14 protein-coding genes are annotated in these 26,661 nt (G+C 72.4%); 2 read left to right on the top strand and 12 right to left on the bottom strand.

The genetic code is table 11. The features are described from left to right. Positions 1 to 96 precede the first annotated feature (96 nt). The 10 genes from fabG to ACFV2X_RS04765 all read right to left on the bottom strand — a co-directional run bounded on the left by fabG (position 97) and on the right by ACFV2X_RS04765 (position 20,725). Positions 97 to 843 carry a 3-oxoacyl-ACP reductase FabG gene (gene fabG / locus ACFV2X_RS04810; protein ID WP_385611408.1) on the bottom strand — a complete coding sequence of 249 codons (747 nt, stop codon included), beginning with the start codon at positions 841 to 843 and terminating at the stop codon, positions 97 to 99. Next, positions 840 to 1,994 carry a beta-ketoacyl synthase N-terminal-like domain-containing protein gene (locus tag ACFV2X_RS04805; RefSeq protein ID WP_385611405.1) on the bottom strand — a complete coding sequence of 385 codons (1,155 nt, stop codon included), beginning with the start codon at positions 1,992 to 1,994 and terminating at the stop codon, positions 840 to 842. Before ACFV2X_RS04805 ends, fabG begins: the two co-directional genes overlap by 4 nt. Beyond that, positions 1,991 to 3,214 (bottom strand): beta-ketoacyl-[acyl-carrier-protein] synthase family protein, encoded by a 1,224-nt coding sequence (locus ACFV2X_RS04800; RefSeq protein WP_385611403.1) that lies wholly within the window; start codon positions 3,212 to 3,214, stop codon positions 1,991 to 1,993. Before ACFV2X_RS04800 ends, ACFV2X_RS04805 begins: the two co-directional genes overlap by 4 nt. Next, positions 3,211 to 3,468 (bottom strand): acyl carrier protein, encoded by a 258-nt coding sequence (locus ACFV2X_RS04795; RefSeq protein ID WP_089512909.1) that lies wholly within the window; start codon positions 3,466 to 3,468, stop codon positions 3,211 to 3,213. The genes ACFV2X_RS04800 and ACFV2X_RS04795 overlap by 4 nt, the downstream gene beginning before the upstream one ends. A 122-nt stretch (positions 3,469 to 3,590) precedes the next feature. Next, on the bottom strand, positions 3,591 to 3,794 hold the full coding sequence (locus ACFV2X_RS04790; RefSeq protein WP_385611400.1) for an MbtH family protein: 204 nt from the start codon (positions 3,792 to 3,794) through the stop codon (positions 3,591 to 3,593). A gap of 89 nt (positions 3,795 to 3,883) precedes the next feature. Then, positions 3,884 to 11,038 (bottom strand): amino acid adenylation domain-containing protein, encoded by a 7,155-nt coding sequence (locus ACFV2X_RS04785; RefSeq protein WP_385611397.1) that lies wholly within the window; start codon positions 11,036 to 11,038, stop codon positions 3,884 to 3,886. Further along, positions 11,035 to 18,885 carry an amino acid adenylation domain-containing protein gene (locus ACFV2X_RS04780; RefSeq protein ID WP_385611394.1) on the bottom strand — a complete coding sequence of 2,617 codons (7,851 nt, stop codon included), beginning with the start codon at positions 18,883 to 18,885 and terminating at the stop codon, positions 11,035 to 11,037. The genes ACFV2X_RS04785 and ACFV2X_RS04780 overlap by 4 nt, the downstream gene beginning before the upstream one ends. 2 nt (positions 18,886 to 18,887) lie before the next feature. After that, on the bottom strand, positions 18,888 to 19,886 hold the full coding sequence (gene sbnA, locus ACFV2X_RS04775) for a 2,3-diaminopropionate biosynthesis protein SbnA (protein WP_385611392.1): 999 nt from the start codon (positions 19,884 to 19,886) through the stop codon (positions 18,888 to 18,890). Between the two features lie 37 nt (positions 19,887 to 19,923). After that, positions 19,924 to 20,277, bottom strand: a complete 354-nt coding sequence (locus ACFV2X_RS04770; RefSeq protein WP_385611389.1) for a hypothetical protein — start codon at positions 20,275 to 20,277, stop codon at positions 19,924 to 19,926. Between the two features lie 178 nt (positions 20,278 to 20,455). Beyond that, entirely contained in the window at positions 20,456 to 20,725 is a 270-nt protein-coding gene (locus tag ACFV2X_RS04765) for a hypothetical protein (protein ID WP_089512914.1), read from the bottom strand. Between the two features lie 160 nt (positions 20,726 to 20,885). On the opposite strand from ACFV2X_RS04765, the gene ACFV2X_RS04760 reads away from it, so the two are divergent. Further along, on the top strand, positions 20,886 to 21,905 hold the full coding sequence (locus tag ACFV2X_RS04760; RefSeq protein ID WP_385611386.1) for a LuxR C-terminal-related transcriptional regulator: 1,020 nt from the start codon (positions 20,886 to 20,888) through the stop codon (positions 21,903 to 21,905). Between the two features lie 182 nt (positions 21,906 to 22,087). Here ACFV2X_RS04760 and ACFV2X_RS04755 read toward each other — a convergent pair whose 3' ends face one another. Together ACFV2X_RS04755 and ACFV2X_RS04750 are read right to left on the bottom strand one after the other, a co-directional pair. Beyond that, positions 22,088 to 22,951, bottom strand: coding sequence for an ABC transporter permease (locus ACFV2X_RS04755; protein WP_385611384.1), 864 nt, complete (start codon positions 22,949 to 22,951; stop codon positions 22,088 to 22,090). Next, positions 22,948 to 23,940 (bottom strand): ATP-binding cassette domain-containing protein, encoded by a 993-nt coding sequence (locus ACFV2X_RS04750; protein WP_385611381.1) that lies wholly within the window; start codon positions 23,938 to 23,940, stop codon positions 22,948 to 22,950. The genes ACFV2X_RS04755 and ACFV2X_RS04750 overlap by 4 nt, the downstream gene beginning before the upstream one ends. 268 nt (positions 23,941 to 24,208) lie before the next feature. Here ACFV2X_RS04750 and ACFV2X_RS04745 point away from each other — a divergent pair, with 268 nt between their 5' ends. Further along, complete coding sequence (locus tag ACFV2X_RS04745; protein WP_385611378.1) at positions 24,209 to 26,449, top strand: MMPL family transporter; 2,241 nt, start codon at positions 24,209 to 24,211, stop codon at positions 26,447 to 26,449. Positions 26,450 to 26,661: the final 212 nt, after the last annotated feature.

Below are 26,661 nucleotides of genomic sequence, written 5' to 3'. Positions count from 1 at the left end.
GAGTGGGGACAGGGCTGTGGGGGGCGGCAGCGCCGAAGTCGGCGGCGGTGCGGTGGAACGGGGGCGGGGGCGTCACAGGGGGTGTCACAGGAGGCGTCATAGGACGATCCCGCCGTCGATCTGCAGCACGGATCCGGTGATGTACGCGGACTTGTCGGAGGCCAGGAAGGACACGGCCTCCGCGACCTCCTCCGCGGTGCCGAACCGGCCAAGCGGAATGGCCGCCACGGCACGGTCGCGCTGGCTTCCGCTGAGGGCGCCGGTCATATCGGTGTCGATCATTCCGGGGGCCACGGCGTTGGCGCGGATGCCGTAGCGGCCAACCTCCTTGGCCAGCGCCCGGGTCATGGCGACCATCCCGGCCTTGGAGGCCGAGTAGTTGCCCTGGCCCGGGTTGCCGTAGACCCCGGACACCGACGAGAGGGTGATGATGGAGCCCGCCTTGCGCTTGACCATCGGGAACAGCACGGCCCGGCAGACATGGGCCGCTCCGTCCAGGTTGGTGGACACGACCGCCCGCCAGTCCTGGTCGGACATCATCAGCATCGGCTTGTCGCGGGTGATGCCCGCGCTGGCCACGGCGACGGCGACGGGGCCCAGTTCGCGCTCGGTGCGCCCGACCCATGCGCGTACGGCCTCGCCGTCGCTGATGTCCAGGCGCTGGGCGAGGGAGCCGACCCCCAGCTCGGCCAGTTCCTTGCCGAGCTGCCGGGCCGCCTCCTCGTCCGAGCGGTAGCAGAAGCTGATCGCATAGCCGTCCTGGGCCAGCCGCAGCGCGGCCGCCCGGCCGATCCCCCGGGAGCCGCCGCTGACCAGCGCGACCGGCGGGGGCGCCCCGCTCATCGGGTACCGCCCAGCAGCCGCAGCACCCCGCAGGCCACCAGGCCCTCGCGGTCCACCGAGGTGATCACCGCGGCCCGGCCCGCCGAGGCCGGGTCGGCCCCGGCCGTGACCAGGACCGCGGCGAGTTGGAACGCGGCCTGGGCCGAGGCGGTGTCGCCGATGAGCTCGTGGCACATCCCCCGGGTCGCGGCCTGCTGGCCGAACAGCTCGGTCAGCAGGGCCCGTTCGTGGTCCCCCGCGTCGCCGCTCAGCCCGCCCCCGGACGCCGCCCACACCTCGTCCGGCCTGATCCCGGACTCGGCCAGGGCGTGGCGCACGCTCTCCCGCAGGGTGCCGGGCAGATCGCCGCCGACGTCCACCCGTACGTCGATCGCCAGGAGTTCGGCGAGCGCCGTGCGGTCCTCGGGGAGGGTGTCGGCGGGTTCGATCAGCAGCACCGCGCAGCCCTCCCCTAGCGGCGCGGTCTGCTCCTCGTCCGCGCCACGGCTGTGGCGCTCCAGCCAGGAACGGGCCCCGGAGTACTCCTCCACCGCCCCCACCAGCGCCCGCTCGGCCCGGCCCGCGGCCAGCAGCCGGCGGGCGTAGGCGAGGGCGAGCAGCGCGGTCGGACGGCCGCCGGCCACGGTGGTGTTGGGGCCCTTGAGGCCGAAGCGGATGGCGCTGGCCCCGGCCGGGCTGTTCATCAGGGTGTTGGGCATCAGCTGGGCCGGTACGTCGTACGGCTTCTCCCCGAGATACGAGGCCCGGCTGAAGTTCCGCTGGCTGGCCGCGCTGCCCAGGGTGGTGCCGAGGACGAGCGCGGTCCCGGTCCCGCGGGTCACCGGGCGCTCGTCGGCCTCGGCCTCCTCGAACAGCTCGCGTACGGCGGTGACCGCCAGCCCCATGGCCCGGTCCATGGTGCGGGTGCCCGCCCGGCCGAGGATCTGGCGGATGTCGAAGCCGGGCACCAGGCAGGCGGCGGCGTCCGGCGTCTGCCAGGCCGCCGGGTCCGGTACGGACTCGGCGGGGCGGCGCCCGGTGATCCCCTCCGCGTACGCCGCACGGCCCATGCCGTACGGGGAGACGGCCGACCAGGCGGTGATGACGGCGCGGTCGGTACGGGCGGGCGGCCGGGTCCCGGTGGTGACCTCCTCGGTGGGTACGGGGGTCATCGCTGGTCCTCCTCATAGCGGCCGAGGACGACGGAGGCGTTGTTGCCGCCGAAGGCCAGGCCGTTGTTGACCACGATCCGCAGCGGCGCGGAAACGGCGTGGTTGGGCACGCAGTCGATGCCGCATTCGGGATCGGTGGAGCGGTGGTTGACGGTGGGCGGGATGAAGCCGTGGGCCAGGGCGACGGCCGAGGCCGCGGCGCCCAAGGCGCTGGCCGCGCCCATGGAGTGGCCGAGCATGGACTTCAGGGCCACGGTGCGCGGCGGCCGGTCGCCGAACAGCTCGCGGATCGCGCGCGTCTCGGTGATGTCGTTGGTCTTGGTGCCCGTGCCGTGCGCGGACACCAGATCGACCTCTTCCGGTTTGATCCCGGCGTCGGCGAGCGCCAGGCCCATGCAGCGGGCGACGCTCTCCTGGTCGGGCGCGGTCGGGTGGTGGGCGTCGCAGTTGAGTCCGTAGCCCAGCAGCTCGGCGTAGATCCGGGCGCCGCGCGCCCGCGCCGACTCCAGGGTCTCCAGCAGCAGGACGCCGGCGCCCTCCGCGGTCAGCAGCCCCTCCCGCTCGGCGTCGAACGGCCGGCACCGGTCGGAGGCGACCAGGCCGAGCCGGGAGAAGCCGGCGAAGGTGCGGCGGGCCAGCGCGTCCGACCCGCCGACCAGCGCGTAGTCGGCCTCGCCGAACCGTACGGCGTCGAAGCCGTCGCCGATGGCGTAGTTGCCCGCCGCGCAGGCGGTACCGAGTACGGAGGGCACCGCCTGCGGGAGCCGCAGTTCACGGACGACGGCGAGCGCCAGCCGGTGGGCCGGCAGCCGCCGTACCGCGGTCGGGTCCAGGCCCGCCATACCCACGGTCAGCTCGGATTCGACGAGCTGGTCGAGCTCCCTGGCCTCGCCGTCGGTGGTGCCGATGGTGACCAGGCCGCGCCGGCCGCGCAGCTCTTCCAGGTCGAGCCCGGCGTCCTGGACGGCCAGCCGGGTGGCGGCCACCGAGAACTGGCTGGCCCGGCCGAGCTCTTCGAGCGGGGTGTGGCGGATCCACTCGGCCGGTTCGAAGTCCTTGACCTCGTGGGCCAGTTGCCGGCGGAAGCCGGTGGCGTCGAAGAGGGTGATCTCCCCAGCGCCGCACCGGCCTTCGCGCAGCCCCCTGGTGAACTCGGTGACGCCATTGCCGATGCTGGACAGGACGCCGAGTCCGGTCAGCACCACACGCTGGGCGGTCATCGCGATTCGGCCCGGGAGAGCACCTCGAGGACGGCCTCGAAGTGGACCATGTTCTCCAGCTCGTCCTGCTCGATGGTGACGCCGAAGGCCACCTCGAGGGCGGACAGCATCTCGATCGCGCACAGCGAGTCGGCCCCGTACTCGTCCACGAAGAGCCCGGTGCGGGTCAGCTCCTCGCCGTCCAGGTCGAGGGAGTTGGCGAGGATGTCACGGACCTTGGCCTCGGCGGTGGCGTCGATGGTGATGGCGCTCATTGCGAATTCCTCCGTCGGGAAATTGATGTGCGATGAGGTGGGGGGTTGGGTGGTGCCCTCGGGCGGACCGGCCCGGTCGGGACCGGTCCGCGTCGGTCGGGTGTCGGCCGGGTGCGAGCGGGCTAGGCCGCGTCGATCAGGCTCTTCGGGCGCAGATCGGTCCAATTGCGCTCGACATAGGCCAGGGCCTCCTCACGGCTGGTCTCGGCGAGTACCGCCGTCCAGCCGGCCGGGACCTCGGCGAACGCGGGCCACAGGGAGTGCTGGCCCTCGTGGTTGACCAGGACCAGAAAGGTTCCGGTCTCGTCGTCGAAGGGGTTTGTCATATCCGGATGCTTTCCTCTCTCGCTACTCGATTTCTGGCATGGGCATCCCTCGGAAGAAATTCACCATTCTCTTCGGGAAGTCTTCTCGGCTAGCCGCCGAGCGCTTCGGAGATGACTTTGGCGATATGGGAGGCGGGCTGTGGGGCCAGCATTCCGTCGTGGTCGGCGTCGACCTCGTGGCGGACGACGGCGCCCTCGATATGCGCCGACCAGAGGTCTTCGGCCGGCGCGGACGGGGCGAGCCCCCGGGTGGCCGCGAAGAACAGCAGCTCTCCGCGGTAGCGGCCCGGCCGGTGGGCCGAGCCCAGGGCGCTGAAGTGGCGGATCACCCCGATGAGATGGCCGAGCTGCGCCTCGTCGAGCTCGGCGAGGGGATTGCCGTCCCGGGCGAGCAGCGCCAGCACCCCGGCGGCGTCCAGCTCGTCCCCGCCCTCGGCGCCGTCCTGCGGATCGAGGCCGCAGCGCAGCAGGATCTGGGCGAGCAGGGCCTGATCGCTCAGGTCCTGCTCCGGGTCGGACTCCGTCGCCGGGAAGCCGTCCAGATTGGCCAGCAGCGCCACTTCGCGCCCCTGCTTCTGCAATTGGACGGCCATTTCATGGGCGACCAGCGCTCCGAAAGACCATCCAACAATATGGTAAGGGCCATTGGGTTGGATTTCCACTAGACTCCGGGTGTATTCTGCAGCCATTTCCCGTACGGAGGCGGGCTGTTGAGCCGGCGACAGAATTCCGCTCGCCTGGAATCCGTACACGGGAAATTCGGTGAGCGCACCGGCCAGCTCCAGGAACGGCCAGGAGAGCCCGACCCCGCCGTGCACACAGAACAGCGGCGGACGCGTCCCCTGGGAGCGGATCGGCAGCACCCGGGCGAAGGCGTCGGGCACATCGGGCGCCGAGCCCGCCGCGGTGGCCGCCGTGGCCAGGCCCGCCACCGTCCGGTGCAGGAACACATCGGCGGGGGTGAGCCCGACGCCCAGCTCACGGGCGCGGCCGACCAGGCGGATGGAGCGGATGGAGTCGCCGCCCAGCTCGAAGAAGCTGTCCTCGGCGCCGACCCGATCCAGGCCCAGTACGTCGGCGAAGGCCTGGCACAGCGTCTGTTCCAGCGGGGTGCGCGGCCCGCGGCCGGTGGCCGCGCGGGGCAGCCCCGGGGCCGGCAGGGCCTTGCGGTCCACCTTCGCGTTGGGCGTCAGCGGCATCCGCTCCAGCTCGGTGAGGAACGCCGGGACCATGTAGTCGGGCACCGCGCCCGCCAGATGGGCCCGCAGCTCCGCCAGGTCCAGGCCGGGCTCGCCGCGCGGCACGACGTACGCCGCAAGCCTCGGCTCGCCGGGTGTGTCCTCGCGTACCACCACCGCGGCCTGTGCCACCCGGGGATGGCTCAGCAGCGTGGTCTCGATCTCGCCCAGTTCGATCCGGAAGCCGCGCACCTTGACCTGGTGGTCCGCCCGGCCCAGATAGTCGAGCGTGCCGTCCGGCCGCCGCCGCACCAGGTCGCCGGTGCGGTACATCCGGGCGCCGGGCACCGGCGAGTACGGGTCGGCGACGAACCGCTGCGCGGTCAGCCCCGGCCGGTCGTGGTAGCCGCGGGCCGGGGACGCCCCGCCGAGGTACAGCTCGCCGGTCACCCCGGCCGGCACCGGCCGCAGCGCCGTGTCCAGGACGTACGCCCGGTTGCCGGCCAGCGGGCGGCCGATGGGCGGGGTGCCGGCGCCGTCCAGCTCGGCGGCGGTGGACCAGATGGTGGTCTCCGTCGGCCCGTACAGATTGGTCACCTTGCGCGCCGCGCCGCGCAGCGCGGTGGCCAGGTCCTGGCCGATCGCCTCGCCGCCGGTCAGCGCGTGCACCTCGCGCAGCGCCCCCGGATGCCCGCTGACCAGGGCGTGCCACAGCGTCGGGGTGGCCTGCAGCACGGTCGCGCGGGTCTCGACCAGCAGCGCGGCCAGCGCCTGCGGGTCGCGTACGGCCGCGGGCGGCGCCAGCACCAGGGCGGCGCCGGACAGCAGCGGGACGAACAGCTCCAGGTTGGCGATGTCGAAGCCGAAGGTGGTCACCGACACCAGCCGGTCGTCCGCGCCCAGGTGCAGCAGACGCGAGGTCTCGGCCAGGAAGTTGGCGAAGGCGCCGAGCGGCACGACGACGCCCTTGGGGCGGCCGGTGGAGCCCGAGGTGTAGATGATGTACGCGGTGTGGCCGGCGCTCGGCGCGGCGCGGCGCTCATGCGGCCGCAGATCGTTCCCCGGGAGGGCGGCGATCTCCGCCACCGCCTCCGGGTCGTCGAGCAGCAGATGCGGCGCGGCGGCCAGTCCGGGCACCGCCCGCGCCCCCTCACGGTCGGTCAGGGCGAGCACCGGCCGGGCGTCCTCAACCATGTAGCCGATCCGGTCAGCCGGGTACGCCGGGTCGATGGGCAGGTACGCGGCGCCCGACTTGAGCACGGCGAGCGCCGCCACGACCATCTCGGGGGAGCGCGGCAGGGCGATGGCGACCAGCCGGTCGGGGCCCGCGCCGCGTGCGACCAGGGCCCGCGCCAGCCGGTTGGCCCGCTCGTTCAGCTCGCGATAGCTCGTGGCCTGCCCCTCGAAGAGCAGCGCGGGATGGTCGGGCGCGGCGGCCACCCGGGCCTGGAACCGCTCGTACAGCGGCGGTTCGGCGGGGTGCGCGGGCGCGCCGTTCCAGTCCACCAGCAGCCGCTCCCGCTCGCCCGGCAGCAGCGCGTCCGTTTCGGCGAGGCGGCCGTCGGGGGTGGCGGTGAGCCGGTCCAGCAGATGGGTCAGGCGGGCGGCCAGCGTGCGGGCGGTCTCCTCGGTGAACAGATCGGCGCTGTACTCCAGACGCCCGGCGATCCCGCCCGGCGCCCCGGTCTCGGTGTGCTCCTCGGCCAGGTCGAAGGCCAGGTCGAACCGGGCGTTGCCGGTGCGCGCCACCCCCACCTTCCCTTCCAGACCCGGCAGTTCCAGCTTCGCCGCCGCGTTGTTCTGGAACGCCAGCATCGTCTGGAACAGCGCGTGCCGGGCCATCGACCGGGCCGGGGACAGGGCGTCCACCAGCCGCTCGAACGGCAGGTCCTGGTGGGCGAAGGCGGCCAGCGACGCCGAGCGCACCCGGCCCACCAGCTCACGGAAGGTCGGATCGCCCGAAAGGTCGCCGCGCAGTACCAGGGTGTTGACGAAGAAGCCGACCAGGTCGTCCAGCGCGTCGTCGGTGCGCCCGGCCACCGGGGTGCCGACCGGGATGTCCTCCCCGGCGCCCAGCTTGGACAGCATGGTGGCCAGCGCGGCCTGCACCACCATGAACAGGCTCGCCCCGCACTCCCTGGCCAGCGCGGCGGCGCGGGCGTGGGTGGTGGCCGGGATGGTGAACTCCACCGTGCCGCCGCGGTAGGAGGGCAGCGCGGGGCGCGGGAAGTCGGTGGGCAGCTCCAGCTCGTCCGGCAGCCCGTCCAGCGTCTCGCGCCAGTACGCCAGCTGCTTGGCGGCCAGGCTGTCCGGGTCCGTCTCGTCGCCCAGCAGCTCGCGCTGCCACAGCGCGTAGTCCGCGTACTGCACCGGCAGCGGGCTCCACCGCGGCTCCTCGCCGCGCAGCCGGGCCGCGTAGGCGCGGCTCAGGTCGCGGGCCAGCGGGGCGTTGGACCAGCCGTCGCCCGCGATGTGGTGGATGACCGTCACCAGTACGTGATCGTCCTTGCCGAGCGCGAACAGCGCGGCCCGGAAGGGCAGTTCGCGGGACAGGTCGAAGCCGCGCGAGGCGAACTCTTCGACGGATCCATCCAGTTCGGGCTCGGTGACATGGTGCACCGGCAGGGTGATCCGGGCCCGGCGGCGGATGCGCTGGTACGGGCCGTCGGCCGTCTCGGGGAAGACCGTGCGCAGCGCCTCGTGGCGCATCACCACATCGCCGAGCGCGGCGCGCAGCGCGGGCCGGTCCACCTTCCCGGACAGCCGCAGCGTCCACGGCAGGTTGTAGGTGCCGGACGGGCCCTCAAGACGTCCCAGGAACCACATGCGCCGCTGGGCGAACGACAGCGGCAGCCGCTTCGGGCGCGCTGCCGCGGTCAGCGCCGGCCGGGCCGCGTCGGCGCCGGTCAGCCGGGTGGCGAGCGCGGCGGGGGTCGGCGCCTCGAAGACCGTACGCAGCGGAACCTCGACGTCCAGCAGCGACCGCACCCGGCTGATCAGCCGGGTCGCGAGCAGCGAGTGGCCGCCGAGTTCGAAGAAGTCCTCGTCGATGGAGACCCGGTCCAGGCCCAGCACCTCGGCGAACGCCTGGCACAGCAACTCCTCGCGCGGGGTGCGCGGGCCGCGCCCGGCCGAGGTGGTGATCTCGGGGGCGGGCAGCGCCTTGCGGTCCACCTTGCCGTTGGCGGTCAGCGGCAGGGCGTCAAGCAGCACGAACGCGGACGGCACCATGTACTCCGGCAGCCGCTCGGCGACCGACGCCCGCGCCGCCGCCGGGTCCGCCGTGCCCGCCAGATAGCCGACCAGCCGGCCCTCGCCCCGGGTGTCCTTCGCGACGTTCACCACCGCGTCGGTGACCTGGGGCACGGTGCGCAGCACGGCCTCGATCTCGCCGAGCTCGATGCGATGGCCGCGGATCTTGACCTGGTGGTCGCGCCGCTCCAGGAACTCAAGACGCCCGTCGGCCCGCCGTACGACCCGGTCCCCGGTGCGGTACATCCGGGCGCCGGGCAGCGGCGAGTACGGGTCGGCGATGAACACGGAGGCGGTGCGGCGCGGGTCGTGCAGATAGCCGCGGCCGACCCCGATCCCGCCGACGTACAGTTCGCCGGGCACCCCGGCGGGCACCGGGCGCAGCCCGTCGTCCAGGACGTACAGCCCGGTGTTGCGGACCGCCGACCCGATCGGGGCCCGTACCCCGGGCACCTCGTCGGCGTCATGGATCACGGCGTGGGTGACATCGTCCGAGCACTCGGTCGGCCCGTACGCGTTGACCAGCGGAATGCCGGGGAAGTATGCGAACCAGCGGCGGCACAGCTCGGCGGGCAGCGCCTCGCCGGTGACCACCAGCCGGCGCAGCCGCGTCAGATCGGGCACCGCCGCGCCCGCGTCCCAGCTGTCCAGGGCGGCCCGCAGCAGCGAGGGCACGACCTCCAGGACGCTGATCCGCTCCGGGCCGACCATCCCGAACAGCTCGGCCGGATCGGCCGCCGTCCGCTTGGGCACCACGCGCAGCAGACCGCCCACGACCAGCGGGGACAGCATCTGCCACACCGAGATGTCGAAGGTGACGGGCGCGTTGTGCACGACCGTGTCACAGGCGGTCAGATCCAGGTCCTCGACCTTGGCGAGGAGGTGGTTGACCATGCCCCGGCGGTGCACCATCGCGCCCTTGGGGCGGCCGGTGGAGCCCGAGGTGAAGATGACGTACGCCAGGTCGTCGCCCGCCCCGGCCACGGGTGCGAGGTCGCCAAAGGCGTCGCAGTGGCCGTTCACCGTCAGGACGGGCAGCGCGCCGCCCACCTCGGCGGCGAGCGCGGTGTGTTGGGCATCCGTCAGCAGCAGGGCCACGCCCGCGTCCGCGACCAGCGCGGCCGTACGGGCCATCGGCGCCGTGACGTCCAGCGGCACCCATGCCGCGCCCGCGCCCAGCGTGCCGAGCACCGCCGTGACAAAGCGGGCCCCGGGCGCGGCGAGCACGCCCACGAGCGAGCCCGGGCCGATGCCCCGGCCGGTCAGCTCCCGGGACAGGGCGCTGCCCCGGCCCACCAGCTCGCGGTAGTTCAGGGTCTCCCGTCCGTCGGTGACCGCCGGCGCCTCGGCCTGTTCGCGGGCCAGCGCCCGCACCCGTTCGACCACATCCGCGAACGGGTCCTCGGGCGCCGGGTCGGCGGGCAGGTCGAGCACCCGCTCGCGCTCGCCGGGCAGCAGCGCGTCGAGCTGTCCGAAGGGCCGGTCGGGGTGGTCGAGCAGGGTGCGCAGCAGCCCCGTGAGCCGGTCCATCACGGCGGCCGCCTCCTCGGCCGTATACAGGTCGGGGGCGTAGCCGACGTCCAGCCGCAGCCGCTCGCCGGGCAGCGCCATCAGGCTCAGCGGGTAGTGGGTGGCGTCCTTGGCCTCGAGCCCGGTGATGCGCAGCCCGGGGGCGGGTTCCGCCATCTGCGAGGGGTCGAGCGGATAGTTCTCGAAAACCAATACCGTGTCGAAGAGTTCGCCGGCGCCGACGGTCTGCTGGATACGGGTGAGGCTCAGATGCTGGTGCGGCAGCAGGGCGGTCTGCCGGTCCTGGAGCGTGGTGAGGATGTCGGCGAACGAGCGGGCCGGGTCCAGGTCGGCCCGGACCGGCAGGGTGTTGATGAACAGGCCGACCATCGTCTCGACCCCGGGCAGCCCCGGCGGCCGGCCGGAGACCGTGCCGCCGAACACCACGTCGCGCAGCCCGGTGAGGGCTCCGAGGGTGGCCGCCCAGGCGCCCTGCACCACGGTGTTCAGGGTCAGGCCCCGGCCGCGCGCCCAGGCGGTGAGCTCGGCGGTGAACGCCGCGGGCAGCTCCACCGCGTGGTGTCCGGGCAGCGCCGCCGCGCGCCCTGCCGCACCCGGGGCCACCAGGGTCGGCTCGTCGAGCCCGGCCAGCGCCCCGCGCCACGCTTCCTCGGCCCCGGCCCGGTCCTGCCCGGCCAGATGCGCCAGATACGACTTGTACGGGGCGGCGGGCGCGAGAGCCGCCGTGTTCTCGCCGTACAGGGTGAACAGCTCGCGCACGATCAGCGGCATGGACCAGCCGTCGAACACCATCTGGTGGGCCGTCAGCACGACGCGGTGCGCGCCCCCGCCCAGATCCATCAGGATGAACCGCAGCAGCGGCGGGCGGTGTACGTCGAACCGGCGCACCCGGTCCTCGTCGGTGAGGCGCCGCGCCTCGGCGGCCCGCTCCCCGGGGGCGAGGCCGCTCAGGTCGACGACAGTCCACGGCACCTCGACGGTGCGCGGGATCAGCTGCACCGGGTCGCCGTTCTTGCGGTAGCGGAAGGCCGCCCGCAGGTTGGGGTGGCGCCGCAGCAGGGCGCCGGCCGCGGCCTTGAGGCGGCCCGCGTCCAGCGGGCCCTCCAGGTCCAGCGCCAGCTGGATGGCGTACACGTCAAGATCGGCCTGCTGCTCGTACACCGCGTGGAAGAGCAGCCCTTCCTGCAGCGGGGTCAGCGGCAGGACATCTTGGAAGTTGGACCGCTTGGCGGTGCGCGCCGGTGCTCGAAGCGCGCCTTCCGGTTGACTCAGGGTTCCGCTCACAGGGACCACTCATCCATCTCGTCTTCGAACTCGTCGATCTCGTCCTGGCTCAGCTCCACCAGGTCGACATCGGAAGGGGTGTGCCCGCCCGAATCCGGGCTCTGGGCGTGCAGGGCCAGGGCCTCCAGCGCGCGGAACCAGCCCTCGGCGATGGCGCGCGCGTCGTCCTCCGCCAGGAGCCCGGCGGCCCAGGTCCAGGCGGCCACCAGCCGCGGCCCGTCCGGGCCGTCCTCAGTGAGAGCGTTGAGCCCGAGTACGTGCGGCAGCGGCAGGTCCGGGTCCGCGCCGGCCGCGACCAGCACCGCCTCGGGGGCGACGGACCAGTCCTCGGCCACCGGGGCGGGCAGCCGCCCCAGGTAGTTGAAGCCCAGCTGCGGCGGGTCGGCCGCGACCAGCTCGGGCGCGGTGTCCGGGGCGAGCCGGCGCAGCAGACCGTGGCCCAGGCCGTGGTCGGGCAGGGCGCGCAGCTGCTCCTTGACCGCCTTGAGGACGAGACCGGCCGCCGGCCCGCCCGACCAGGCTTCGGCCCAGTCGGAGTTGTGCACGAGGTGCGAGCCCACCTCCAGCCGGACGGGGGAGGTGGTGGTGAACCAGCCGACGGTCCGGCTCAGATCCACCCCTTCCGTGAACTCCTCCCGACCGTGGCCCTCCAGCTCCACCAGTACGGCCGAGCTCTCCTCGCCCCTGCGCCGCCGCCAGTCGGCCACGGCCAGCGCGAGTCCGGCCAGCAGCACGTCGTTGGCCTCGGTGTGGAAGGCGGCCGGGACCTCGGTCAGCAGCGCCGCCGTGGTGCCGGTGTCCAGGGACAGCCGCAGAGTGCGGGCCGTGGCCGTGGTGTCCCGGGCGCGGTCGAGCGGCCGGGTGCCGAGCAGCGGATCGCAGGTGGCCACCACCTCCCGCCAGTACGGCAGTTCGGCGCCGCGGCGCACCGTGCGCGCCTCGGCCGCCAGCAGCCCGGACCAGTGGCGCAGCGAGGTGCCCACGGGCTGGAGCGCCACCGGGGTGCGGTGGGTGACCGCCTCGTACGCCTGGGCCAGGTCGGGCAGCAGGATCCGCCAGGACACCCCGTCGACGACCAGGTGGTGCATCGTCAGCAGCAGCCGCCCGGTGCGCCCGGGGCCCGCGTCGAACCACACCGCCTGGACCACGACGCCCGCGCGCGGGTCGAGCCGGGCCTGGGCCGCGGTGGCCGAGCCGGTCACCGCCTCGGCCCAGGACGCCTCGGGCAGCGAGGCGACACCGACGCGGCTCAGCAGCTCCTTGGCGCGCACCGCGCCGGGTTCGGCGATCCGCAGCGTCCAGCGCCCGTCAGCGGAGTCGAGGCGGATCCGCAGCGCGTCGTGGTGGTCGAGCAGGGCCTGCAGCGCCGCGGCCAGGGTGGCCTGGGTGGCGCCGGCCGGGGTGTGCACCACGACCGCCTGGTGGAATCCGGCGAACTCCGCGGCCTGGGACAGCTCCTGGAGCCAGTGGACGATCGGGGTGGGCGCCAGGGCGCCGACGCCGTCGTCCGTGCCGAGGACCACCTGTTCGGCGGCGGGCTTGGCCGCGGCGGCGAGCGCCGCCGGGGTACGGTGGGTGAACACGTCCTGCGCGGTGATCAGCAGCCCGGCCTTACGGGCCCGGCCCACCAGCTGGATCGAGACGATCGAGTCGCCGCCCAGGTCGAAGAAGCTGTCGTCGGCGCCGACCCGCTCCAGGCCCAGTACGTCGGCGAAGACCTGGCACAGCGTCTCCTCCTGCGCGGTGACCGGCGCCCGGCCGGTGGCGCGGGCGGTGAAGTCGGGCGCGGGCAGCGCCTTGCGGTCCAGCTTTCCGTTGCCGGTCAGCGGCAGGGCGTCGAGGGTGACGAAGGCGGCGGGGACCATGTAGTCGGGCAGCCGGTCGGCCAGCCGCTCCCGCAGCCGGGCCGCGTCGGGTGCCTCGTCCCCGGCCGGTACGACGTAACCGACCAGGCGCTTCTCCCCGGGGCGGTCCGAGCGCACGATCACCGCGGCCTGGGCGATAGCGGGGTCGGCGAGCAGGGCGCTCTCGATCTCCCCGGGCTCGATCCTGAAGCCCCGCAGCTTGACCTGGTCGTCCGAGCGGCCGACGTAGTCCAGCGTCCCGTCGGGCAGCCAGCGCACCAGGTCCCCGGTGCGGTACATCCGCGAGCCCGGCTGCCCGTACGGGTCGGCGACGAACCGCTCGGCGGTCAGCCGCGCCCGCCCCAGATAGCCGCGGGCCAGCCCGGCGCCCGCCACGTACAGCTCCCCGGTGACCCCGGCCGGCACCGGCCGCAGCGCCGCGTCCAGCACCCGTACGTGGGTGCCGGGCAGCGGGCGGCCGACGGGCGGTTTGACGGCGCCGGAGAGCGGTTCACTGAGGGTGGCGCATACGGTGGTCTCGGTGGGCCCGTACGCGTTGATCATCCGGCGCCCGGCCGACCACCGCTCCACGAGCTCGGGCGGGCAGGCCTCGCCCGCCGTGATGACCGTGATCCCCTCGGGCATGGGCAGATCCTCTGGCCAGGCCGAGAGCACGGTCGGCGGCAGGCAGACCACGTCGATCCGGGCCTCGGCGATCAGCGCGGCGAGGGGTTCGCCGGGCGCCCGGTCCTCCTCGCCGGCCAGCACCAGCACCGCGCCGGTCAGCAGCGAGGTGCAGACCTCCCAGGCCGCGGCGTCGAAGCTGAACGAGGCGAACTGGAGTACCCGGACGCCCTCCCGCACCCCGAACGGCTCGCCCTGCGCGGCCAGCACCGCCACATTGGCGTGCGGTACGACCACGCCCTTGGGGCGGCCGGTGGAGCCCGAGGTGTAGATGACGTACGCGGGGTGCTGGGGCGTAAGCCGCGCCCGCCGGTCGGTGTCCGTCGGGTCGTGCGCGGGGGCCGCGGCAAGCGCGGCGGCGGTCTCGGGCGAGTCCAGCGCGAGGATGCGGGCAGCTGTGCCTGACGGCACGTGGAATGCCCCCGCCCGCTCCACCGTGGTGAGCACCGCGGCCGGCCGGGCGTCTTCGACAACGTAGTCGACGCGGTCCTGCGGATACGCGGGGTCGACGGGCAGATACGCCGCACCCGCCTTGAGCACCGCGAGCACCGCCGCCACCGCCTCGACGGTGCGGGGCAGGACGAGCGCGACGGTGTCCTCCGGACCGACGCCGAGGGAGATCAGATGGTGGGCGAGCCGGTTGGCCCGCTCGTCCAGCTCCCCGTACGTGACCGGGCCCACGCCCGTGGCCAGCAGCGCCGTACGGTCCGGGTCCAGCGCCACCCGGGCGGCGAACAGCTCGGGGAGCGTGCCCGCTTCGGGGGCCTGGGCGCCGTAGCCGGCCCATGTGCCGAGGATGTGCGTGGCCTCCTCGGGCAACAGGGCGTCCAGCCGGCTCAGCGGCCGGTCCGGTTCGGCGGTGGCCGTGCGCAGCAGCTCCACCAGCCGCTCGGCGATCACCGCCGCGCTCGCCTCGGTGAACAGGTCCGCGCTGTACTCCAGCTGACCGCCGATGCCGCCGGACACACCGTGTTCCTCGGTGAGCTCGAAGGCCAGGTCGAAGCGGGCGGTGCCGGTGGGCACCGGGGCCATCGTGGTGATCAGGCCCGGCAGCCCGAAGTCGGCGGGCGCGTTGTTCTGGAAGGCCAGCATCACCTGGAACAGCGGCTGCCGTGACAGCGAGCGGGCCGGGCTGACCGCGTCCACCAGCGCCTCGAACGGCACGTCCTGATGGTCGAAGGCCGCCAGGTCCGCGGAGCGCGCCCGCCCCACCAGCTCGCGGAAGGTCGGGTCGCCGGACACATCGGTGCGCAGCACCAGCGTGTTGACGAGGAAGCCGACCAGCCCCTCGAGCGCGGCCTCGCCGCGGCCCGCGACGGGCGTGCCCAGCGGGATGTCCTCCCCGGCGCCAAGCTTGGACAGCAGCGCCGCGAGCGCGGCCTGCAGCACCATGAACACGCTGGCCCCGGAGGAGCGCGCCAGCGCCACCACGGCCGTGTGCAGCTCGGGCTCCAGGCGGAAGTCCACCGTGCCGCCCCGGTAGGAGGGCAGCGCGGGGCGCGGGAAGTCGGTGGGCAGCTCCAGTTCGTCCGGCAGGCCCTCCAGCGCCTCGCGCCAGAACTCCAGCTGCTTGGCGGCCAGGCTGTCCGGGTCCTTCTCGTCGCCCAGCAGCTCGCGCTGCCACAGCGTGTAGTCGGCGTACTGGACCGGCAGCGGCCGGAACGCGGGCGCCCGGCCGCGCAGCCGCGCCGCGTACGCCTCGCGCAGGTCGTGGGCCAGCGGCAGCACCGACCAGCCGTCTCCGGCGATGTGGTGCAGCACGACCAGCAGTACGTGCTCCTCTTCACCCAGCCTGAACAGCTCGGCGCGCAGCGGCAGTTCCGCCGCCAGGTCGAACGGGCGCGCCGCCCGCTCGGCGAGCAGCGACTCCAGCTCGTCCTCGGCGGCCTCGGTCACCGGCAGGCCAGGCCGGGCCACCTCGGCGGCCAGCACGACCTGGGTGGCGCGCCCGTCCACCTCGGGGAAGACGGTGCGCAGGCTCTCGTGCCGGGCGACCACGTCGGCCAGCGCCTCGGCCAGCGCCGCCGGGTCGAGCTCGCCGGACAGCCGCAGCGCCCGGGGGAGGTGGTAGGTGGCGCTGCGGTTGTCCAGGTGGCCGAGGAACCACAGCCGCTGCTGTGCGAAGGACAGCGGCAGTTCGGCGGGGCGGTCCGCCGCGACGAGCGCGGGCCGCGCCTGGCCGGCGCCGTCCAGCGCGGCGGCGAGCCGTTCCACGGTGGGCGCGTCGAACAGGGCCTTGATGGGCAGTTCGATGCCGAGCAGTACGCGCAGCCGGCTGATCACCTTGGTGGCGAGCAGCGAGTGGCCGCCGAGCCCGAAGAAGTCGTCGTCGATCGACACCCGCTCCAGGTTCAGCACATCCGCGAACAGCTGGCACAGCACCTCCTCGCGCGGACCCCGCGGGGCGCGGCCCGAACCCGCCGCGGCGGCGGCGAAGTCCGGCTCGGGCAGCGCCTTGCGGTCCACCTTGCCGTTGACCGTCAGCGGCAGGGCGTCCAGGACGACGAAGGCCACGGGCACCATGTAGTCGGGCAGCGCGCCCGCGACCCGGTCGCGCGCGGCGACCACGTCGGCGGTGCCGGACAGGAAGGCCGCAAGCCGGGAGTTGCCCTCGCGGTCCACGGCCACGGTCACCACGGCGTCGATGACGCCGGGCACATCGCGCAGCACGGCCTCGATCTCGCCGAGCTCGATGCGATGGCCGCGGATCTTGACCTGGTGGTCGACCCGCTCCAGGAACTCCAGCTGCCCGTCCGGGCGGTGCACCACCCGGTCGCCAGTGCGGTACATCCGGGCGCCGAGCACCGGCGAGTACGGGTCGGCGACGAACACGGAGGCGGTGCGGCGCGAATCGTCCAGATAGCCGCGGCCGACCCCGAACCCGCCGACGTACAGCTCGCCGGGCACCCCGGCGGGCACTGGGCGCAGCCCGTCGCCGAGGACGTACAGGCTGGTGTTGCGCACCGCGGAGCCGATCGGCGCCCGCACCGGGCCCAGGTCGTCCTCGGAGCGGATGAAGGCGTGTGTGACGTCGTCCGAGCACTCGGTGGGCCCGTACGCGTTGACCAGCGGTACGCCGGGGTAGTGCGCGAGCCAGCGGCGGCACAGGTCGACCGGCAGGGTCTCCCCGGTGACCACCAGGTGCCGCAGCGCGGCCAGTTCGGGCCGGGCCGCCCCGGCGTCCCATTCGTCCAGCGCCACCCGCAGCAGCGAGGGCACCACTTCGAGCACGGTGATCCGCTCGGCGTCGGCCAGCGCGAACAGCGTCTGCGGATCGCCGGCCACCTCGCGGGACACCACCCGGGTGCGGCCGCCCACGACGAGCGCGGACAGCATCTGCCAGATGGAGATGTCGAAGGTGACGGGCGCGTTGTGGACCACCGAGTCGGCGGCGGTCAGATCCAGGTCCTCGACCTTGGCGAGGAGGTGGTTGACCATGCCGTGGCGGTGGACCATCGCGCCCTTGGGGCGGCCGGTGGAGCCCGAGGTGAAGATCACGTAAGCCAGGTCGTCGCCCTTGCCCGCAACCGGTAGAAGATCCGCCGCAGCATTCCCGGAGCCATCCCCGGACCCTTCCAGTTCGATCACCTGGGGCCAGCTGCCGCAGGCGGCCAGCACCTGATGGGCGAACTCCTCCTGGTCGCGGCCGAACAGCAGCGCCTGCGCCCCGCTGTCGGCCAGCAGCGCGGCCCCGCGGGCGACGGGGGCGCGTACGTCGAGCGGCACCCACGCGGCCCCCGCGCCCAGCACGCCGAGGACCGCGGTCACAAAGGCCGCGCTGGGCCCCGCGGCCAGCGCGACCAGGGAGCCGGTGGAGAGCCCGGAGGTGGTCAGGGTGCGGGAGAGGGCGTCGGCGCGGGTGACCAGCTCGGCGTAGCTCAGCCGGGTCGTGCCGTCGTCGACGGCCACCGCGTGCGGCGCGAGACCGGCCAGCTCCCGTACCCGCTCCACCACGTCCGTGAAGCCGTCGGTGCGCTCGGTGGCGTTCCACTCGACGAGCAGCCGCTCCCGCTCGGCGGGCAGCGTGACATCGACACGGCCCAGCGGAAGGTCGTCGGCGCCGTGCGCGAAAGCCTCGATGGCGGTGAGCAGCCGGTCCTGGTGGGCGGTCAGCTCGGCGTCGGTGTACAGGCTGGGGTTGGCGTCCAGGCGCAGCGTCCAGCCGTCGCCCGGCGCGTCCAGATAGATGATCTGCAGATCGGGCACCGGCCCGGTGGACAGGTTGTGCAGCCGGCCGGTGCAGGCGTCGCCGAAGGTGAAGTCCACCCCGGACTCCAGCACATTGACCGTGGGCCCGTACGTGGTGTCGGCGTCGCCGGTGAAGCCAAGTTCGCGCCGCAGCTCGTCGCCGCGGTACCGCTGGTGGCGGACGGTGGCGCGCAGCTCGGCCGCGGTGTGCCGCAGCAGATCGGCGCGGGTCATCGAGGGCCGCACCGACAGGGCGAGCGGCAGGAAGTTGGCGCGCATCCCGGGCACGGCACGCGCGGTCGCGCCCGTCCTGGCGGGCACCGGCAGGGTCAGCAGCACCTCCCCGTCGCCACTGGCCCGGGCGGCCCATGCGGCGGTGGCCGCGATCAGCGTGGTGGGCCACGTCACCCGCGCCTGCCAGGCCAGTTCGCTCAAGCGCGCCACGGTGGCCTCGGGCAGCGGGGCGGTGCGGCGCAGGGTGTGGTGGGCGTGTCCCGCGCGCCGCCGGGACAGCCGGGTGGGCTCGGGGGCGGTGTCGAACCGCCCGGACCAGAACCGGGCGTCGCGGGTGTGGGCGGGCGAGGCGAGGTACGCCTCCTCGTCGGCGAGCAGATCGGCCAGCGGCGGCAGCGCGCCGGGTGCGTCCTCGCCGTCCTCGTACAGAGCGGCGAACCGCTGGTAGAACACCGAGCGGCTGTAGCCGTCCATCTGGATGTGGTTGGCCCGTGCGTAGAGCCGGGTGCGCCGCGGCCCGAGCAGGTGCAGCTCGCTGTGGAACGCCTCGGCGCCCAGGGACGAGGGGAGCCGCAGATCCGTAGCGATCCGGTGGCGGGAGGCCGCGTCGGGGTCGGTGGCGGCGCGGTAGTCCCGCACCGCGAGCGTCCGCTCCCCGAGCGGATGGACCGTCTGTACGGGCTCGCCGTCGCGCTCGCCGAACCGGGCCCGTACGCACTCGGTTTCGTGAATCAGCTGCCACCAGGCGCGCTCGAACCGCGCCAGGTCCAGCGGCCCGTCCAGGTCGAGATGGTCGGCCATGGTGTAGACGGGGTTTCCGGGGTCGAGCGCTTGTGCGTACCACATCTCCCGTTGCGCACCGGAGAGCGGTAGCTCGAAAAGGTCGGTCTCTCTCATCGTCAGTGCACTCCTGATGTGACGGCGCCCGGACGGGGAGCCGGCTCCAGCGCGTCCAGGCCGTAGACGTCCCTAACCCAGGTGGGCCGGTAGATGGTGTCCAGGTAGCGGTCGCCGAGATCGGGCGAGATGGCCACGGCGGTGACGTCCTGGCCGGGGCGGTGTTCGGCCAGCCACTTCACGGCGCCGTTGACGACGGTGCCGGTGGAGCCGCCGAACAGAAAGCCGCCGCGGGCCAGGGTGTGACAGGTGCGGATGGTCTCGATCTCGGGGACCAGCACCATGTCGTCGAGGTACCGCTGGTCGAACAGGGCGGGCCGCACTCCGGCGCCCAGGCCCGGGATCATGCGGGGGCCGGCCGGTGTGCCGAAGGTGACCGAGCCGAGGCTGTCGATGCCGACGACCGTGACGGGGGAGTTCGGCTGCTCCTTGAAGTAGCGCGCGCAGCCCATCAGGGTGCCCGTGGTGCCCGCCCCGACGAACAGCACTTCCAGGTTGGGGAACTGCTTTTCAATGGCGGGCGCGGTGGTGCGGTAGTGCGCCTTCCAGTTGTTCTGGTTGGCGTGCTGGTTCAGCCAGACGTAACGCGGATCCGTGGTGCAAAGCCCGCGTACGAAATCGAGGCGCGCCCCGAGAAAACCGCCGGTGACGGACGGCTCGGTGATGACATGCACCTCGCTGCCGAGGGATTCGATGACCTGTCGGGTCGACAGGTTGGTCCGTGAGTCCACCACGCAGATGAACCGGTAGCCCTTGGCGGCGGCGATCATGCTGAGCGCCATACCGAGGTTTCCCGAAGAGGACTCGACCAGGATCGATTCGGGGCCCAGAAGCCCGCCGCGTTCCGCCGCTTCGATCATGGATGCGGCGGCCTTGAGCTTGATTGAGCCGGCGAAGTTGAACCCCTCGCACTTCAGGTAGAGCGGATAACCGAACATCTCCCGCAGGTCCACGAAGAGGTCCTCTTCGTTGAACTCCTGCGGCGTCGTGATGATGGGCACGAGACCTTCCCCCTGATCGCCGTATCCGTACCGCTGCTCAGTCCCAGCCCACGTCGCCCACGTTGTCGGTGCGGGGCTTGCTGTCCCAGCCGACGCCGGGGCCGTGGGCCGGGGCCAGGTCCCAGCCGACGTCCGTGCGGTCGGCGCCCGCGCTGTCCCAGCCGACGTCCGGGGCGCCGGCCGCCACGTTGTCCCAGCCCACGCCGGGGTCATGGGCCGGGGCCAGGTCCCAGCCGACGGCGACTTTGTCCCAGCCGACCTCCGGGCCGAACGCGCCGGCTCTGTCCCAGCCGACGCCGGTCCCGGCCGGGGAAGTGGCGAGAATGACGGCTCCGAAAGCGAGCGAGATGAACGCATTCATACGGGCGGAGGGGTGATTGATGGCAGACATGAGTATTCCCTTTTCGCCGGGGATTGGTTACTCTTGAGTTTCGGAAGCGGGAATTCCAGAATGTTTTGAATTCCTGTCCGGTGTTATGAGTCTGTACCGCCGTAGACCCGGTGTCATGTGTTTACGCTGTCAGGGTCCTGCGATGGCCGGAGAATGCCAGGGATTATTTGGGATCTCCCTAGACTTCGCCTCGACGGCCTTCCCATTCCCAGCCGCGGAGTTCATCCTGGGCGAGCAGCCGGTCCACGATACGGACGGCGGTGGCCTCAGCTCGTTCTGCGGAAGTGGCACACAGAAAGAGGACGGTACCGGCGCCCTCCAGATCGGTCTCGGCGTAGACGTGCTCGAGACCGTCCTCCGGTTCGGCGGCGGCGTACACCAGTGCTCGTAGCTGCCCTGCGTCCACGATCGTACGGCCGCGCAGCATGCGTCCCATGACGATGTACATGGCCACCTCTCACGGTTCGATGCCGGGCTGCCGAAGGACAGGCGAATTAATCAACTACCGTGCGGTCGCACCCCGTTCGTGCCGTAACATGCAGTGATCGGGACGTAGGGGTGGGTTTCGATCACGCGCGGGGGCGCGCGGGGGACGAGGGAGTACACACGTGCTGGAGATCCTCGGTGTCAGTTCCGCGGCCGAGAGCGTCTACCGAGCGATGTTGGGCCGGCCCGAACTCGGCATATCAGGCCTGGCCGGACAACTCGGCTGGAGTGAGGAGAAGGTCAGGAGCGCCCTGGACGAACTGGCCGGGCTCTCCCTGGTGCGCGAGTCCGACCAGCGGCCCGGCGGGCTCTTATTAATCAATCCCGAGATCAGCCTGGTGTCTCTGCTGGCGCGCCAGGAGGTCGAACTGACCCAGCGGCAGCAGGAGATCACCTCCGGCAAGCTCGCCATCAGCAAGATCGTCGCCGAATACGTCGACTCCGTCCAGAACAAGCGCCGGGTGGACGTCGAGGAGCTGAGCGGCATCGACATGGTCCGGGTCCGGCTCGAGGAGCTGGCCCATGACTGCACCTCCGAGATCATGGAATTCACCACCGGCGGGGGGCAGTCGGCCGAGTCCCGGCAGGCCAGCAGGCCGATCGACCAGGCACTCCTGGAGCGCGGCGTGCGAATGCGCTGCGTCTACCTGGAGAGCGTGATCAACCACCCCCAGACCGTGTCCTATCTGGACTGGCTGACCGGCCTCGGCTGCCGGGTCCGGGTGGTCCCCTCGCTGCCGCTCCGTATGGTCATCTTCGACCGGCAGGCGGCCGTCGTGCCCAGCAACCCCGAGGACACCGCCGTCGGGGCGCTGCTGCTGCGCGGAACCGGGCTGGTCTCCGCCCTGTGTGCGCTGTTCGAACACATCTGGGAGGAGGCCCCGCCGTTCGGCGCCACGCGCCGGCGCGACGAGGACACCGGGCTCACCAGCCAGGCCCGTGCGGTGCTGAGCCTGCTGGCCCAGGGCCACACCGACGAGGTGGTGGCCCGCAAGATGGGCATCTCCGTACGGACCGCCCGCCGGATCACCGCGGAACTGATGACCCAGCTCGGCGCCCGCAGCCGCTTCCAGGCCGGGGTGATCGCCGGCGAGCGGGGCTGGCTGCAGGGCAGCGCGGACGGGTCCTCGGAACCGGAGTGACCGGCGGGCGTCACGCGGCCTCGGGGAAGTGAGGCACGCCCCCGCGCCGCCCAGCACGGCACCTCGCCGCGTTGTCGCAGCGCCCGAGTACGCCCAGTACGAGGGCGCCGCTCCGCCTTGCGATGCACCGCACCGGACGACGCGGGAACGCACCCCACCTCCCCGAGGCCGCGTAGCCATCGTCAGCGCACGGCGGCCGTGCGGAAGGTCCGCAGGGCCACCGGGATCAGTACGGCGATCAGCGCACCCACCGTGATGGCCGAGACCAGCACCGGATGCTCCATCGGCAGGCTCCCGCCCGAAGAGGCGGGGGCGTTGCCCCACAGCACCCGGCAGGCCTCGGACACCGTGCTGACCGGGTTCCACTCCACCACCGTGCGCAGCCAGCCGGGCAGGCCCGACAGCGGCATGAAGGAGTTGGACATGAACGAGAGGATGACCAGGGCCAGGGCCGAGATGCCGTTGATGGCCTCCATGTTGCGCAGCACCATCCCCAGCAGCGCGCCCAGCCACAGCATCGCGTACGCGAAGGCGAGCAGCAGCGCGAAGCCGCCCAGGATGGGCAGCGGTCCCGCATCGGTGCGCCAGCCGACCAGCAGACCGATCCCGCCCACCGCGACCATGCTGATCGCCACCGGGACGAGATCCGCCGCGGTGTGGCTGACCAGCACCGATGACCGGGCCATCGGCAGCGAACGGAACCGGTCGATCAGCCCCTTGCCCATGTCCGAGGCCACCCCCAGCGCGGTGATGCCGATGCAGGTGAGCCCGATCTGGGCGAAGACCCCGGCCATGACGTAGTCGTGGTACTCGACCCCGCCGCTGTCCTTGATCGTGATGACGCTGGCGAACAGATAGCCCAGGATCACCACCATGGCCACCGGCGTCAGGGCCACCGCGATCAGCTTCTCGGGTGTTCTGCGCAGATGCCGCAGATGGCGCCCGGTCAGGGCCAGCACATCTCCGACAGCCGCGAATCTGTTCCCCGTCGCAGCCGTCCTGGCCGTCCCGGCACCGAACTCCGCCGGTCCCGTCAGGCTGCTCATGACCCGTCCTCCGCCGTGGTTGTGGGGTTCTCACCAGACTTGTTCGGCCCCGGCTTGCTCTCCCCGGTGAGATGGAAGAACACGTCGTCGAGCGAGGGACGGCGCAGCGCGAAGTCGACGACCTCGGCTCCGCAGCCCTCCAGCGCGGCCGCGGCGGCCGCGATGGAGCCCATCCTGTCCGCCAGTTGGACGGAAATCCGGTTGCTCGTCTCGTCCACGGTGGGGCTGGCGACGGCCACCGGACCCAGCGCGGACAGCGCCGCGGGCAGGTCCTCGGCGGTGGCCACGGCCACCTCCAGCCACTCCTCGCCGACCTTCTGCTTGAGCTCGTCCGGAGTGCCCTCGGCCAGGGTGCGGCCGGCGGCGAACACCATGATCCGGTCGGCCAGGAAGTCCGCTTCCTCCAGATACTGCGTGGTCAGCAGCACGGTCACGCCCTGGGCGACCTGCTCCCGCACCATCTTCCACAGCACCATCCGGCTGGCCGGGTCGAGCCCGGTCGTCGGCTCGTCGAGGAACAGCACGGTCGGCGAGGCGATCAGACAGGCCGCCAGGTCCAGCCGGCGCCGCATCCCGCCCGAGTAGGTGCGCACCGGACGGTCGGCCGCCCCGGTGAGCTCGAACGCCGTCAGCAACTCCTCCGCCCGCTGCCGCGCCCGTCTGCGGCCAAGACGCAGCAGGGTGCCCAGCAGGACCAGGTTCTCCCGGCCGGTCAGCAGCTCGTCGACCGCGGCGTACTGGCCCGCCAGGCCGATCCTCCGGCGCACCTCGCGCTGTTCGCGTACGACGTCGAAGCCCGCGACCCGGGCGCTGCCGGAGTCCGGTTCCAGCAGCGTGGCCAGCATGCGGATGGTGGTGGTCTTGCCCGCGCCGTTGTGCCCGAGCAGTCCGAGTACGGTTCCGGACCGCACTTCGAGATCAACTCCGGCGAGCGCCTGGTGATTTCCATAGCGCTTTCCAAGATTCTCTGCCGCGATGGCGATATCCACGAATCCCCCTCTCCCAGCTTTCCCTTTCGATGGAAATCCGAATTCCCTTCGAAACATGGGAGTTCGGGTATCAAGCTGCTGGGAAATGTAGCAGCGGAATGGCGTGCCTGGTGCCCGATATGTCCGTATCCTGGTGGCAGTACTCTGCAGGCGCAGCTTGCTGCAAGCTCCACGGGCTCCATAGCCCCTGCGCAGCGCCTAGCGTTTTGGTTAATCCCCCACGGCCTCCGCGGCTACGGGGCAAACGCCGCTGACCGCAGGAGAGGTAATGGCACGTCATCGAAATTTCGCCGCCGCGCTCGGTGACTGGAGCGCCCGCCATCGAAAGACGGCCGTCTTCGGCTGGCTGATCCTGGTCGTCCTGGTCACCGTCGTGGGCGGCGCCGCAGGACAGAAGACCTTGACCAACGCCGACTACGGGACGGGGGACTCCGGCCGGGCCGAGCGTATCCTCCAGGACGCCGACCTGGCACCGCCCGCCGCCGAGCTGGTCCTGGTCCACAGCGACAAACTCACCGCCGGCGACGCCGAGTTCCAGGGCGCCGTCACCGCCACGGTGAATGCGCTCAAGGAAACCGGGCTGGTCAAGAACCTGCACGACCCGAACACCACGCATGTGGTCTCGCAGGACAAGCACTCGGCCCTCATCCAGTACGACGTCAAGGGCGACCCGGACACCGCGGCCGACCGCATCCAGCCCGTCATCGACGCCGTCGAGAAGACCGACAAGGCCCATGAAGCGGTGACGCTCGGCCAGTACGGCGCCGCCACCGGCCTCAAGGGCATCAACGACAGCCTCGGCGAGGACTTCGCACGGGCCGAGATGACCGCGCTCCCGGTCGCCCTCGGCATCCTGCTGGTCGTCTTCGGCGCCTTCGTGGCCGCCGTACTGCCGGTGCTGCTCGCCGCCACCGCCTGCGTCGGCGCCATGGGCCTGCTGGCCCTGACCAGCCAGGTGGTGCCGGTCGACGGCATGACCAGCTCCGTGATGTTCCTCATGGGCCTGGCCGTCGGGGTTGATTACTGCCTGTTCTATCTGCGCCGGGAGCGGGAGGAGCGGGCCGCCGGGCGGGACAAGGAATCCGCCCTGCACATCGCCGCCGCCACCTCCGGACACTCGGTGCTGATCTCCGGCATCACCGTGGTGGTCGCCATGGCCGGCATGTTCCTGTCCGGGCTGACCGTGTTCAAGGGCTTCGCCTTCGCCACCATCGAGGTCGTCCTGATCGCGGTCATCGGCTCCATGACCGTACTGCCCGCCATGATGGCCATGCTCGGCGACCGGGTGGAGAAGGGCCGTATCCCCTTCATCGCCCGCCGCCGCCAGGCCCGCGCCGCGGCCGCCGCGGCCGTCGGCGGCCGTCGCACCAACGCCCTGCTGCGCGGGGTGCTCGCCCGGCCCGGTGTCTTCGCCGTCCTGGGCGCCGCACTGCTGCTCGCCCTGGCCGCGCCGGCCCTGGGCATGAAGACCGAGAAGCTGGGCACCGACAAGCTGCTGCCCGCCGACAACCCGATGGTGTCCGTCTCGACACAGATCGGAAAGGAGTTCCCCGGCGCCCCGGCCCCGGCCGGAGTGGTGATCAAGTCCAACGACATCGACTCCCCGCAGGTCACCCAGGCCATCGCCGACTTCAAGAAGGCGGCGCTCGCCTCCGGGCAGACCGGTAAGCAGATCGACGTCACGGTGCACGCCAAGCAGAACATCGCCGAGATCAGCGTCCCGCTGATCGGCAACGGCACCGACGCCACCTCCAAGAAGGCCCTCAAGGAACTGCGCGACACCCTGATCCCCGACACCCTCGGCAAGGTCTCGGACACCACCACGCTCGTCCGCGGTGACCTGGCCTTCTCCGAGGACTACAACGACCAGCTCAAGAGCAGCATCGTCCCGGTCTTCGCCTTCGTGATGGGCGTGACCTTCCTGCTGATGCTGGTGTCCTTCCGGTCCCCGGTCATCGCGCTGACCTCGATCGTCCTCAACCTGCTGTCGGTGGGCGCCGCGTACGGCGTGATGACCGCCGTCTTCCAGCACGGCTGGGGCGCCTCCCTGGTCGGCACCGAGGCGCCGGGCGCCCTGGAGTCCTGGATGCCGCTGTTCGTGTTCGTGGTGCTGTTCGGACTCTCGATGGACTACCACGTGTTCGTGGTCTCCCGGATCCGCGAGGCCTACGACCGCGGCGCCACCACCCGGGACGCCATCGCCCACGGCATCCGCACCACCGCCGGGGTGGTCACCAGCGCCGGCCTGATCATGGTCGCCGTGTTCGCGGTCTTCGGCACCCTGGCCATGCAGGACTTCAAGCAGCTGGGCGTGGGCCTGGCGGTGGCCGTCCTGCTCGACGCCACGGTCGTCCGGGCGATCCTGCTGCCCTCCGTGATGGCCCTGCTGGGCCGGGCGAACTGGGCCGCACCCGGCTTCCTCCGCAAGTCCCGCCCCGCCGAGGCCGGCTACAGCGGCCCCAGCCACGTGGCGGCGCGCGACACCCAGGGCGTGCCGGTCACGTACTGAACGACACCCCTGAGTGAAAGTGACATCGACACATTCCGCACGACGAAACGTACAGAGGTACTGAGGTAACGACAGCGGGCGGTGGTCGGCGACAAGCCGACCCCCCCCCCCCCCCCCCCAAAAAAACCCCCCCCCCCCCCCCCCCCCCACAGTCAACCCGTGTTGAATTACAGGAGTTGCGGCGCACACACGCCCCCCCCCAACAAGGGCGC

It is taken from the genome of Streptomyces sp. NPDC059679 (assembly GCF_042734105.1).
In the GTDB taxonomy this organism is placed as follows: domain Bacteria; phylum Actinomycetota; class Actinomycetes; order Streptomycetales; family Streptomycetaceae; genus Streptomyces.
The sequence above is the reverse complement of the archived record's forward strand: the minus strand, read 5'-3'. Positions and strand labels throughout refer to the sequence as shown.